At 41.5% G+C, this 14,071-nt stretch carries 9 protein-coding genes; 7 read left to right on the top strand and 2 right to left on the bottom strand.

The window, feature by feature from the left end:
* Positions 1-11: 11 nt before the first annotated feature.
* The 7 genes from R3D71_10105 to R3D71_10075 all read left to right on the top strand — a co-directional run bounded on the left by R3D71_10105 (position 12) and on the right by R3D71_10075 (position 5,608).
* Positions 12-965, top strand: coding sequence for a diguanylate cyclase (locus R3D71_10105; GenBank protein ID MEZ5691998.1), 954 nt, complete (start codon positions 12-14; stop codon positions 963-965).
* Positions 966-1,081: 116 nt separating this feature from the next.
* Entirely contained in the window at positions 1,082-1,447 is a 366-nt protein-coding gene (locus R3D71_10100) for a hypothetical protein (protein MEZ5691997.1), read from the top strand.
* Positions 1,448-1,508: 61 nt separating this feature from the next.
* On the top strand, positions 1,509-1,736 hold the full coding sequence (locus tag R3D71_10095) for a hypothetical protein (protein MEZ5691996.1): 228 nt from the start codon (positions 1,509-1,511) through the stop codon (positions 1,734-1,736).
* A gap of 257 nt (positions 1,737-1,993) precedes the next feature.
* The gene (locus R3D71_10090; GenBank protein ID MEZ5691995.1) at positions 1,994-3,022 is read left to right on the top strand and encodes an efflux RND transporter periplasmic adaptor subunit; all 1,029 of its coding nucleotides are present in this window, start codon (positions 1,994-1,996) and stop codon (positions 3,020-3,022) included.
* On the top strand, positions 3,022-4,266 hold the full coding sequence (locus R3D71_10085) for an ABC transporter permease (GenBank protein MEZ5691994.1): 1,245 nt from the start codon (positions 3,022-3,024) through the stop codon (positions 4,264-4,266). The genes R3D71_10090 and R3D71_10085 overlap by 1 nt, the downstream gene beginning before the upstream one ends.
* The gene (locus R3D71_10080; protein ID MEZ5691993.1) at positions 4,267-4,965 is read left to right on the top strand and encodes an ABC transporter ATP-binding protein; all 699 of its coding nucleotides are present in this window, start codon (positions 4,267-4,269) and stop codon (positions 4,963-4,965) included. It abuts the gene before it with no gap.
* Positions 4,966-4,987: 22 nt separating this feature from the next.
* Positions 4,988-5,608 (top strand): carbonic anhydrase, encoded by a 621-nt coding sequence (locus R3D71_10075; GenBank protein MEZ5691992.1) that lies wholly within the window; start codon positions 4,988-4,990, stop codon positions 5,606-5,608.
* A gap of 414 nt (positions 5,609-6,022) precedes the next feature.
* Here R3D71_10075 and R3D71_10070 read toward each other — a convergent pair whose 3' ends face one another.
* Together R3D71_10070 and R3D71_10065 are read right to left on the bottom strand one after the other, a co-directional pair.
* A complete protein-coding gene (locus R3D71_10070; protein MEZ5691991.1) occupies positions 6,023-13,663 on the bottom strand; it encodes a calcium-binding protein in 7,641 nt (2,546 codons plus the stop codon).
* On the bottom strand, positions 13,656-14,021 hold the full coding sequence (locus tag R3D71_10065; GenBank protein ID MEZ5691990.1) for a DUF3592 domain-containing protein: 366 nt from the start codon (positions 14,019-14,021) through the stop codon (positions 13,656-13,658). The genes R3D71_10070 and R3D71_10065 overlap by 8 nt, the downstream gene beginning before the upstream one ends.
* Positions 14,022-14,071 lie beyond the last annotated feature (50 nt).

Below are 14,071 nucleotides of genomic sequence, written 5' to 3'. Positions count from 1 at the left end.
GGAGAAATAGTATGAACCAATATTCACAATCCATACGTATACCAGAAAAAGGGGCGAATTTACGTCTTCTGATTATAGATGATGATAGAGTTGACCGACTTAATATCAGGAGATGCGTATCCAAAGCTGGATTTAATGCTAGTTATGTGGAAGCTGATGATTTACGCTCTGGGTTTGAGGAGTTTAACAAAGGGAGATATGATTGTATATTCGTTGATTATATGTTGCCTGATGGTGATGGTATAGACTTTATTAATAAAGTTAAAGAGCGTGGGTGTTTTACCCCGATTATAATGTTAACTGGTCAGGGTAGTGAAGAGATTGCGGCAAGCGCTATTACTAGTGGTGCCTGTGATTATCTTACTAAACATAATATACCGCAAATTGATTTTCTTGGTGTGGTAAAAGATTCTTTCAAGCGTGCGAATATTGAAGCTGATTTATATAAGAACGCTCACTATGATAAGCTAACTGGTTTGTTTAATCGTTTTTATTTTGAGCGGCATTTAAGTGGAACTATCCAGAGAAGTAAGCGACACTCACATAATTTCGCTGTTATGTTCCTTGATCTTGATAAATTCAAATCAGTAAATGACACCTATGGACATGATTTTGGTGATAAAGTCTTGAAAGAAGCATCGTTGCGTATTGATAAGTGTATTCGTGATTCCGATATAGCCGCGAGATTCGGTGGTGATGAATTTGCGATTATTTTGGAAGAGATTGATAACCAGGGAGAGGAATCATGTAAGATTGTGGCGGAGCGAATAATTAACTCAATAAGAGAGCCGTTTGTTGTTAAAGATATTATAATAAATATTGGTGTGAGCATAGGTATAGCGATTTATAGCGGTTCAGGAGAGTATCCTGAAGATTTAATCAAGCTCGCTGATGAGGCTATGTATCAAGCGAAGAAGGAAGAAGATGGTCATTATAGGTTCGCGCTAAATAAAAAAGTAGCTTAAGCACGAGCACTAGTAGATGGGTTAAATTATTCATTAATAGTATTTTTATAAATTATAGTATATATTTCGTCTGTTTTTTTGATTATGTATTTATTGTCAGCTAAAGGAGATGATTAATGAAAAAGATTTATTTACTTGGTGTTGCGGTAGCGATGTTAATGGCTGGTTGTAGCGGTGTAAGTCAGGGAATACCACACCCAGAAGAAAAAGACTTATCCAGAGAATATAGCAAGGAAGTAAAAGCTGCCGCGAAAGAATGTGAGGCTACAATATCAAGCTCAGGTGAGAGTGACGCTATATTGCGTTGTAGCGATACTATGTGTCAGTCGGAAAATCCGGTTGGAAATGTTCGTAAATTTGATTGTAATGCTAATGATGAGTGTCCAATAAGAGCTAATACTCGTTATAACCGTGTTTGTGATGGGTTGAAATTCGCCAGTGGGTGTTCCGTGTGGTACTCACCAGTTAGCAGATGTAAATAATTAGTGCTATTTCGTTTATAATGTGGTATGTTTCTAGTGTTTGACACTAGGGGGGGTAGTTATGTCTAAAAAGCTATCGAAGACCGCTGCCATAGCGCTATCTGAAAAGGTGTGTGAAGGGTGTATGCATTATAATAAAAACAGTGTAATAAGTAGGATTTGTCATAAAAAAGAGCCTTGTCCTTATTTTAGGGCTGAGAATTTTTACTATGATAGTGAGACAAAGGATTTTACCTGCTGTAATTATGTTTCTAGAAATCAAGAACCTAATTTTGATCAATTATATTGATTCCTAAGTTTGAGCTGCATGGTTCTTGTTTTATAAAATGTTTGTTGATGTACCGGTGGGGGTGCTGCTTTCTCCGGTGGGTTGTGTTTTCATTATTTCCAGCCGGTTTCTGTAAAACTATCCAGAAGAGAATGTAAACAAACAGAGAATGTAAACAAACCGTTTGTCTTTTTATGGTTATTTACATAGTATTCTCTGGCTGCCGATGATTTTCGGTATGGCATATTTGAGTATTGTAATTGTTGGTCATAAAAATAATGAAAAAATATTTTGCTATAATCTCAGTGGGGTTTTGTGTGCTAGCTGGGTATGGTTTTTATAGTTATTCTCAAAGTAAAAGAGTTGATGTTACTCGTCCGATAAGAGGGCAAGCTGTACGCGCCGTTTACGCCACGGGTACGGTTGAGCCTAGTATTATGATGCCTTTATCACCTCATGTATCGTCAAGGATTGTAAAGTTATTATCTGATGAAGGGGCTGTGGTAAAAAAGGGACAGATTCTAGCGGAAATGGAAAGTGATGAGCTTAAATATCTTATTCAGCAACTAAAAAGTCGTGGGGAATTCGCTAAAAAGGAATTTGAGAGAAATGAATCTCTGCTTAAAAAGAAAACAATTTCACAGAAAATGTATGATCAGTCAAAAGCTGATATGCAGACGGCGATCGCGGCTACTCTTGAGGCGCAGGCTAAGTTTGATTATCTTAATATAAAAGCGCCAGCTGATGGTTTGCTTATAAAGCGTGATGGTGAGGAAGGGCAGTTCATTCCAGCGGGAGAAGCGATATTTTGGATGTCAGAGAATTCACCGCTTAGAATCACCGCTGAAGTTGACGAGGAAGATATAGCAAGTGTCAAGGTTGGACAGAAGGTGTTAATAAGGGCTGACGCTTTTATTGGTAAAGTCTTTCACGGTAAAGTTCAGCAAATTACGCCAAAAGGTGATCCGGTTGCAAGAAGTTATAGGGTAAGAGTAGGATTTACTGATGATAATCCTCTTAAAATAGGGATGACTACAGAAACCAATATTATAACTAATGAGCAGGATGATGCTCAGCTTATTCCAAGTGGTGCTATAAATGATAGTAAAGTGTGGTTGGTAGAGGACGGTAAGTTAAAAAATAGAGAAGTTGTCGTTGGGGCAAAAGGTGTTGAGCTTACCGAGATAGAGGATGAGCTGCCAAAAGACTCACTTGTTGTAATAAAAAGCAACAAAAATTTTAAGGAAGGGCAGAGCGTATCGGTAAATGTAATTGAAACAGAAATAAAAACAGAAATAAAAGAGTAATGAAGCTGCTTACTTTTATCGCCGTTCGTCACTTACTTGCCCGCAAAAGGCAGAGCATAGTGTCTCTTACTGGTATTATTTTAGGAGTATCATTTTTTCTCGCTATATCATCGCTTATGAGAGGATCTGAGCGTGATTTCATAAATCGCTTAGTTGATAATTTGCCACATATAAATATTGTTGATGAATTTCGTAACTCACGAAAACAACCCGCCTTAATGGTGTATGAGCGGGGAGCGGTAGAAATAAGCAACGTGAAACCTGTTACGGAAAATAGGGGGGTAAGAGGGTTCAAGAATATTATTAAAACTTTGAAATCAATATATCCTGATATAAAAGCGTCACCAACATTAGCTGAGCAAGCATTAATAAGTAGTGCCGGTAAGAATTACGCGATTACCGTAAATGGTATGATACCATCAGATATTTTAGAAGTTACCACGATAAAAAAATATATGATTGCTGGCAATATTGAAAATCTTGATACTAATTCTAACGGTATAATAATGGGTAGGGCTCTGGCTAAGAAATTAGCTCTTGAGATGGGAAATAATATAACCCTTACCTCAAATACCGGACAGGTAAGAATTTTCAAAATAGTAGGGCTTTTTCATGTTGGTCGCTCAAGCTATGATGAAAGGCAGGCTTTCATTCAGTTAAAAAAAGCGCAGACCTTACTGGATCGTCCTAATCGGATAAATAATATTATAATAAAAGTAAAAGATCCTTACGCAGCAAGAGAGATAGCGGAAAATATTGAGAATATAGTTGGTTATAAATCTGTTTCTTGGCAGGAAACATCGCAGGATATATTAAGCAGCTTGGTTGTAAGAAACGTGATCATGTACAGTGTGGTAAGCACACTGCTTTTTGTCGCCGCTCTTGGCATATATAATGTTATTTCCACCATAATAATGGAAAAGAGAAAAGATATATCTATCCTTAAATCTATGGGGTTTTACGCCTCAGATATTAAAAAAATATTCCTTACGCAAGGTGTGATATTAGGAACTGTCGGCTGTGCGCTTGGCATACCTTTAGGAAGTATTATGATAAAGCTTCTTTCCACTATTCGCTTAAGACCACCCGGTGCCTCAGAGGAAATAAATATACCTGTTGATTGGAGTGTTTCTCAGTTTTTAATAGCATATGGTTTTGCTATGGTTGCCTCTATGCTCGCGTCTTTACTGCCAGCTAGAAAGGCCGCTGACGTGAAGCCTGTTGACATCTTAAGAGGTAGTTAGATGTCTGATATTATTATAAAGACAGAAAATCTGACTAGAAAATTACAATCTGAGTTACAGGTTACATTGGTAAATAACGCCAATGTAGAAATTAAGCGTGGTGAATTTGTGGCGATTACCGGACCTTCAGGTTCTGGTAAATCATCATTTCTATATTTGCTTGGTTTGCTAGATAAACCTACGCAGGGTAAAATATGGGTGGATGGGGAAGATGTATCTACTCATAGTGAGAGAAAGCTCGCTAGGATACGTCTTAAAGATATGGGGTTCGTTTTCCAATTCCATTTTCTTCTTCCGGAATTTTCCGCTTTGGAAAATGTGATGTTGCCAATGAGGAGACTTTCCAAACTGAGTGAGAGAAAAATAAAAAATAGAGCAAGTGAGTTGTTGGAGGATTTAGGGCTTAAAGATCAGATAAATAAACTACCAAGACAATTATCAGGCGGGCAAAGTCAGCGTGTCGCTATAGCGCGCGCTCTTGCCAATGATCCTCAAATAATTCTTGCTGATGAGCCGACTGGAAATCTTGATACTTCTTCCAGCAAGAATGTTCAGAATATCCTTAAAAGACTATCAGAACAACATAATCGTACAATTATAGTGGTAACTCACGATCAAGATTTCGCTGAAAAAGCACAAAGAAGTATAACCATAGTTGATGGTGTGATAAATGGTGATATTATGAATTATGGTCATTAAAATTTATTTTTAAGGAAGTAATATGAAGAGTAAAAAAACGCCTAAACAGATATTACAAGAGTTAAAAGATGGTAATAGTAGGTTTGTAAAAGGCAAGTCTATACAGTTGTCTAAATCGTCAATAAAAAAGTTGAAAGATTTCGCCGATAAGAAACAGTTTCCAAAAGCTATAGTACTTTGTTGTTCTGATTCAAGAGCGCCGGTTGAAATGATTTTTGATCAAGATGTTGGTGATTTATTTGTAATCAGGGTGGCTGGGAATATAGTGGCTCCCTCATTGGTTGGGAGTGTGGAATTCGCCGCCAGTGCCTTTGGCACAAACACAGTTTTGGTGATGGGACATACGTTGTGCGGGGCTATTGGCGCTACTCTTGACCATATAGAAGACCCACAGGCGATAGAATCAGAGAATATACATGATATTGTAAGCCGAATAAGACCACATATATTCGCTATATCACGTCTTGCTGATTTGTCACCGGAAGAAAAATCAAAGCAGGCGGCGATAGCTAATGTGCGTGCTTCGGTTGACCATCTCGCGCATTCCAGTAGAATTATGGAGGGATTGATAGAGAAGAAAAAACTAAAAATATCTGGCGCTCTTCTGGATATAAAAACAGGTGAAGTGGATTTTCTGAAGTAGCTTCGTTTCGTGTCGGTTTTTGAGTTGCTGCTGGACACCCTAATCTAATCTGATATACTTTGCACAAATTACCGCTTTTTTCTTATGATAACTCCTATAAACACACAAGCGTAGCACTATCTCAAAACACAACTTTTTTAATATTCAGGCGACTAAAAAATATTCCGTTTGAAAAAATGTTTGTATCGGGAGGAGAAGGCAAACAGGTTCGCACTGTCGCTATAAATTATCTGAAAAACTTTTATAAAAAATATTCTCACAAGCCATAAAGGGGTGTGTCTCAAGACACACCTCTTTTGCGTTCGACAGCGACTTAGTATATTTTCGTAGTTTTGTAGTAAGTTTTATATGAGTCGCTGGACACCCTAATCTGATACAACTTGTCTCCACCGCAATTCTCCCTTTCTGCCCCTCCTACAATAAGAAATCGCCAGCCACCATCGCATGCAACCCTGCGAGTTGTATCTCGAAGTCGGTGAGTCCGTTAGCGTCGGAGTCTACGGCGATTATTGTGTTACCACCGGATTGTGAGTAATTAACCTCATTTGCCGTGGCGGAGAAGTTATTTGTTCCCATGAATATGAAGTCACCGGCGAAGGCTGACAGGTCAATCTTATCGCCTTGCGCGTGGCTGAAGTCAGTGATTATATCACGATTGCCCGCGCCAGTGCCGGAATCGGTATCTGCCAGATATTTGAATATATCAAAGCCACTACCACCGGTTATGGTGTCAACACCGCTGCCACCGGTTATAGTATTATTTTTATAATCACCGGTGAGGTTATCGGCGAAGTCAGAGCCGATGATGTTAGTTACACCTTGCAGAACGTCACCCTGCGCGTCGCCACCTGTGTTGGCGTTAGTGGCAAGATTGATGTTTACCGCCGCAGATGAATCAGCGTAAGATACGGTGGATATTCCAGTAAAACCGTTAATGGTATCAGCTCCCGCGCCACCAACTATCAGATTATCTCCAGCTTGACTGTAAATAAGGTCATCGCCAGCACCACCATAGACAGTATCATTGCCAGCTCCCGCGTAGATAGTATCATTACCATTCTCGCCATAAATAGTATCACTGCCAGCTCTACCATTGATGGTGTCGTTACCGCTGCCAGCATGGATGACACTACCACTGCTTTTTGCGGCGAGAGTATCATTATAAGCTGAGCCGATAAGATTTTCTATACTGACCAGAGTATCACCAGACGCTCCCCAGCCTTGTGAGCCAGTGCTATCAAGATTGATGCTTACCACTTGTGATGATTCAGCGTAAGATACAGTGTCAACACCATCACCACCATCCATATGGTTGCCACCAAAGCCTCTACCGGCAAGCAAGTCATCTCCCAAGCCACCATACAGGCTGTTAGCAAAGCCATCACCGATAATAGTGTCATCAAAGTCTGATCCGATAATGTTCGGTACGCCAACAAGGCTATCACCCTGTGCGTCACCACCGGTATTTACATTAGTGGAGAGAATAATATTTACTGCTGCTATTGAATCAGCGTAACTAGCAATCGCGGTTCCACCAAAACCATTCATGTAATCCGCGCCAGCACCACCAATCAGTAGGTTAGTGCCGCCATTACTATAGATGGTGTCATCGCCAGCGCCGCCATCAATAATGTCATCACCACCACCAGCATAGATAGTATCATTGCCATCCTCGCCGTAAAGAGTATCACTACCGTCTCTACCATTGATAATGTCATTACCCAAACCGCCATGAATAGTGCCACCAACCACCGAAGTTGCTAGGCGATCACTAAAGTCAGAGCCGATAATATTCTCCACGTTAACTATCGTATCACCAGATGCTCCCCAGCCCTGCAGACCGGTACGGCTAAGATCTATATCAACAACAACCGCAGACGAAGCATAAGACACAGTGTCAACACCAGCACCACCATCCATGTAATCACCACCAGCACCGCCATCAAGAACGTCATTGCCACCATCGCCAAATAGAGTGTCGTTGCCAACTGCCCCAGATAGAGTATCGTTACCTAGACCACCATGAATAACATTATTACTAGGATTACCAGATAGATTGTCAGCAAAACTAGAACCTATAATATTTTCAATATTATAGAGCAAGTCACCCTGCGCATCGCCACCACTATTGACATTGGTGCTAAGATTAACGGCAACTCCAGAAATAGAGCCAAAATAAGATACAGTATCCACACCAGTTCCACCATCTATCGTATCCGCGCCAGCTCCACCCTCAAAATAATCATCACCAGCATTGCCATATAATGTATCATTTGCTCCAAAGCTCATAAATACATCATTATTTACGGTACCGTTAAATGTCTCTTGATTATCAACATAAGCGGCACCACCAAAAAAGTTCGGTGTGTTCCATATTTTTCCATCAGAGAATTCTATTCTTTCTAGACCTGGCCATGGATATTGTTCTCCACTCATGATTATTTTATCATCTATGCCATTAAAGCTTAATGTCACTTTAGTATAATTTTCTGAATAGGTGATTAAAGCGTTATCCATAGTAAGTAGATCACCATATAACTTTAATGTGTCTAATCCATTAAATAGACCTTCATATATATCATCAACACCATCACCTTGATTATAAATGTAAGTATCATCACCATTAAGACCATCCATCACATCATTACCAAGCCCACCGGTAATTATATCATCTACTCTATGATTAAACTCGGAGCCAAAACCAACTATAATGTCATCTCCATCAGTAGATGCGTCACTTAAATATTTTATTTGTAAATCATCTTTTGTCCAAGTCACGCCATCAGAAAACTCTATATACTCTACACCGGCACCATGCGAGCCAAATTGATTTTTAAGTATTATCTGATCAGATACTCCGGCAAAGCTAAGCGTAGCGCTGGTAAAATCTGCGGAGCGAGTAACTGTCACATTGGTTGAGGTAAGAGCCGCTCCGGTTAATCTTACCGTATCGTTCCCACTATACTGATCCTCAATTATTGTATCAACACCATCGCCCTGATTATGGATATAAATATCGTCACCAACTAGACCATTCATCTGATCATTGCCAAGCCCACCAGTAATTATGTCATTTTCATAATGAGTTATGTTACTACCAAATCCTGTTATAATATCATCACCATCAGTTGAGTTATCTGATAGATATTTATCCTGCAGGTCGCGTTTAGTCCAAGTCACTCCGTCAGAAAATACTATATATTCAATCCCCGCGTTATAATTATAAAATTGATTAGGAAGTATTATAGTATCATCCACTCCACCAAAAGTAAGCGTTGCGGAGTTAAAATCAGAGGAGCGAGTAAGAACGACGTTAGTAGAAGTAAGTGCGTCTCCGCTAAATATTATTTGGTCAGTTCCGGCAAAAACTGCCTCATCTATGGTATCAACACCATCACCTTGATTATAAATGTAAGTATCGGCTCCTCCTCCAGTAAGTAGATCATCACCCAGACCTCCGGTAATGGTGGAGTTGCCGCTCAAAGAATTTACTATATCATTGCCAGCTCCGGCATTGATCACATCATCAGTAAAGTAATAACCATAAATAATATCGTCACCATCAGTTGAGCTGATTTCTAGCATTCGTTGCTTAATAAAGTTAAAATCCCACTCTGTTCCATCAGCAAAGGTAAAATATTCTATGCGATCTTGGCTGAAAGTAAATTGGTCTATATTGTAGAAATGTCCTTTTATCAGAACACTACTTCCATCTATAAGGGTAAGCTTTAGGTCATCAACTGTTGGTCGTGACATGATAACCTCGTTAGGATTAACTCCTTCCAAGAATTGTATAGTATCATTATCACCACTTAATACGTTACTTCTACCGTCCTCAATAACATCCTTCCCATAACCAAGTCCCATTATGTACAGATCGCCTTCATCACCACCGGACATAAAATCATCACCGGCACCACCATCAATTATATCCGTACGGGTAAAGCCGTAAATCTCGTCATCACCATCCGTTTGGTTGGACTCTAGGATTATGTCCTGAACATCGTCCCACGATATGTTAGTGCCATCACTAAATATAAAATTTTCTATACGAGTAAGGAAATGCAAACCATAAACACCAGTATAAGTACCAGTAAACTGGTTTTTTATGGTTATCTGATCATTAGTTCCGTTTATTTTGACCACCAGATCCTGTGAGTAACCATCACGGGTAAATGACACCATATCAAAAGTTATGCCATCCTTAAAAACAACTACATCAGGAGCATCCATAGTTATATAGCTCATATTATCTTCTATTATGTCCTGACCATCACCAAGCCCGAACTGATAAATATCACCTTCCGCGCCACCAATAAGCCGGTCATTGCCAAGTCCGCCGTCAAAAAAATCTATGGTATCAGTACCGATAATTAGGTCATCACCATCAGTGTGTCTTTCTACCGCTTTCGCTATGTCAATTTTGTCCCAAACCTCACCATTAGCGAAAATTATCTCTAGTACACCACGATCAGCGTCCAGCCCACCAATACCAAAGCCGGAAAGCTGCCTAGCGAATTGTCCGATTATTTTCAGCTCATCAGCAGTGCCGTTTACCTTGATTATAAGGTCAATCCCGCTGCGCTCCATAGTCACCTCATCAGAGTTAAGATGAGCGAAACGCAGCCAGTCTGGGCTGCCATTTAACGGGTTCTCAAGGTCATCTATTATGTCATGTCCGAAATTCCTGCCGACAATATAATTATCCGGTCCATGTCCGCCGCGCGCTATCTGGTCTCCCGCGCCAAGATAGATAAGGTTAGCCTCGCCATCTCCGTTTATGTCATCACTATTGGCGCGGATTAAATCCACCGGCACGTCAAAAGCATCCGCCGCTTGCGTGAGTGTCGCCGAAAGCCCGACATTCTCATAGGCCGCCACGATATGACTGAACAGAAAACCATAACTCACCTTAAGCCCGTCACTCCCACGATCAAAGCTTTGCAGGAATACATTGATTATCGGCTTCCACGCGGCAAGCCAGCTTGTCGCGTCACCCGCCGGAGCCGCTGTGAAAATCGCTTCCATAGTCGGGGTTAGTGATTGGTCAGTGGTCGCCACAAAACGGTCATCAGCGGCGTTATACTCAACTCCGGCGAAATATGAGGCAAGTGGTCCTTGCGCCGCAAGCCGCACCGCTATGCCACCAAGCATATCCCACATATCGTTAAGCATATCACCGGCGGCGGCAATCGCCGTACTGCCGGCTAAATTATCCACCCCAAGCGGCAACTCAACACTTAAATAACGCTCCAGAAACTGGATATGCTCACCGGAAAATGTCTGCCACGTGCCGCTTGTTGGAGTCTGCGCCATAACATCAGCGACTTGCGGACGGTCAATCACCACCCCGCCGGAATCCTTCACTGCCTCACCACTAGCCAGCTTCCAGTACGAACCCTGCTCGTCACTGACTTGATAGGCAAAATCAATCACCTGCGCGCCGTTAATATCATTTATCGCGAGAATCGGCACATCCGAGCGCGCCACCATACCCGGTACGTCCGCAGGAGCGGGCACCGCGTCCCGCCATTCATTAAGTACCGGAGTTATCGCGCTAATCATCGCCCCAAGGTCAATCGTTCCCAGCTGAGTAAGCGCGGTCTGTACCGCCCCCTTCAAGCTCGCGCTATCGGTCATGGCTATTCTCAGGTCGGTTAGTGTGCCGAATCCTTTAAGTTCGGGCAGGGTTGCCGCCACCGCGTCTATCGTATCATCACCCAGCCAGATAGTATCACGTTGATTGGCGCGGAAGGTAACGTCGGCTATCTCACGCGTGCTGCCATCACTTAGGGTGAAGCTGCCCACAGAGTCAACATAGTTACCGGCGACCAGCTCACCGCTTGGCGTGCTGCTTAAATCAATGGAGGTAATTCCGGCGGCATTAAGGCTTGTCAGCTCACCGGCGTCGGTTAGCATATTCTCATTTACGTCTTGCCATAATAGCAGGGTGGAGAACTCATTATCAGCGGCGTCAATCACTCCGTCATTATTACTATCTAGCACTCTAAGCGCGTCAAAGCCCGTGGTGGTGACATCGCCGAACATCTCTGAGACATCATCAATAATCCCGTTAGCGTTGAGGTCACGCACGAGGAAAGCGTCATCGCCCCGTGCCCAGCCTGTTTGCTCGGCGAATCCGTCAGCGTCAATATCATAAAAAGGCGAGACACCAAGACGGGCGTTCAGTTCCACCCCGTCACCATCCATGTCCAGTATCAGCGGGTCAATGCCCGGAAAGAAGGTGATGCCGAATATCGCCTTCATGTAATAGCCGAATATCGCCTCAAACGTGCCGTAAAGATTAAAGCCTTTCGGGGATTCCAACAGGCGGTAAAACTCCAGACTGCCCTCGCCAACCAGCAAGCCGGCGGTGCGCTCACCCGCCAGGTCAAAATTGAAGTTAGCAACGAAAGTCTGTCTGCCATCAGGAGTGACGATAACCAGCTCGTCAGCGTCATTCCGGCCGTAACGCACGCCATACAACCCCTTTGCCCATGGCGATTCTTGGGTGTTGAAGTTAATCCCGCCATGGATTGTTCTGCCGCCGTAAGTGATGGTGTCGCTGGTGTCAGCGTCGGCTATCAGATAGTCACTGCCAAGTTCAAACTTGTCAGCACCGCTACCGCCATAGACGATACTCCCACGAGGAGCGGCGAGCAGAGTATCGTCGCCATTCTCAAGGAAGATTCTCGGGAATGTCCCCACCAGTGAACCAACAACTGATACCTCATCGTCTCCGTCACCGGCGTGGATTTTCTGAACGGCAGTGTTAGCGAGTAATGTAATATTGATGTTGTCCGCTGAATCAGCAAAATCTATTTCTTCTACATTTAATATTGAATCTGTTTCACTAAAACGAAATAATGAGGAAGGAACATGTCCGACACCTTCCTTTATATTTATTGTTCTGTTAAAGAAACTATTGCTATGAAGATATTGCAGCGTATCGGTTCCATCACCACCATCTATATAATCGTTGCCTTCGCCACCGATGAGAAAGTCATTGCCACCACCGGCGATTAAAATATCGTCTCCTTCTTTTCCGTTTAACACCTCAGCGTCACCGCCACCAAGTATTAAATCATCATTTTCATTACCGACAAGAGTCGGTGAGAAACCAGTGTTTATTATTAAGTTTTTGCCTGTACCATCTCCGATATAAATTGAATCAGGGGCGTTACTTGTATTCCCTTCATAAATATTATTGACAGTTATTACCTCTTTAACACCGTTAATAAATACCGGTATATCAAGAGCCACTTCATTATCCTCAAAGAAGTAATATTCTTTAGCGGTTGAGGGATTATTTGGCGCGAAGGCGTGCGCTTCAAGATTTTTACCATCACCAGTTGTTAAAAAATCCGTAACGCTGGTTGCGGCGCTTGCTCCTACAATAAAATTAGTAAAAGAACCATCGTAAAGAGTGTATGAGCTATCCAGCAATGTGTCAAAATATGAGGTCTCAATCTCAATGGTGCCGCCATTGGCTATTTCTGAACCAGCGGCAAAAATTAAATTGCGAACGGCAGTCGTTTTTTGATTGGCAGAACCGTCCAACCCATCAGGATATAAAAAACCAGAAACATGTTCTCCAGACTGATCGTAGAATTTAACGTTAACTGGTCTTCCCATTCCATAGAAGCTATCTGTTACACCATCTATTACGGAAAACACCAAAGAGGTAGCGGCGGATATACCGATAACTCCGGCTATACCGACAGAGGTGCCAGTTATAAGAAATATAGCTCCAGCTATAGCGGTAGAAGCAGCAGTTTGAGTTAGCGCAAATTTAGCATTGTTAAGATAACCATCTATGCTAAACGTTTCATCGTCATTATATATTATGTTTAAGGTTTGGCTCGAAGCTCCTGTTATACCATCACCGATCAAAGCAAATCGTAAAGCTATGCCCGGTAAAGTTTTATTATACTCTAATACTTCTATGAGACCAGTTTCTAATGCTGCGATATATGCATTTAACCCAGAGATTGTACCACTGCTTGTCACTCTAGGCATATTTTCTGCTTTATAATATCCAAATATGTTAGACATAACTATCCTTCTTTCCTTTGTGCTCTATAATATTTTTATCTGGTTTATTAGGGTCATAATAAATAGTAATTTTTTGACCTTTTTTGTATTTGAATATAGATAGCCCTATATCATCAGTTCCCTTGTATATTCCACCGTGCTTATCGGTAAAAAAATATTTCAAGGAAAAATGTATAGGCTTTATATTCGCTAAAACTATTCCTTCTATAGTCCCTTCAGTTCTTACTGCATTTTTAATAAAGATTGTTCTTTTTTCTTTATTTCTAAGAGCCAAGCGATAGGGGATATAAAAAGTTAAGAATAATAGTAATAGGACTCCTATAATCTGAATAGAAATCAAGAATATTTTTTCTGTCATCGTCTGTACCATTTTGTTGCTTTTTTCATCTCACCCATCCACAGTTTAGA

The organism is Rickettsiales bacterium (assembly GCA_041396965.1).
Taxonomy (GTDB): Bacteria; Pseudomonadota; Alphaproteobacteria; order Rickettsiales; family SXRF01; genus SXRF01.
This window is presented reverse-complemented; position numbering and strand designations above follow the sequence as displayed.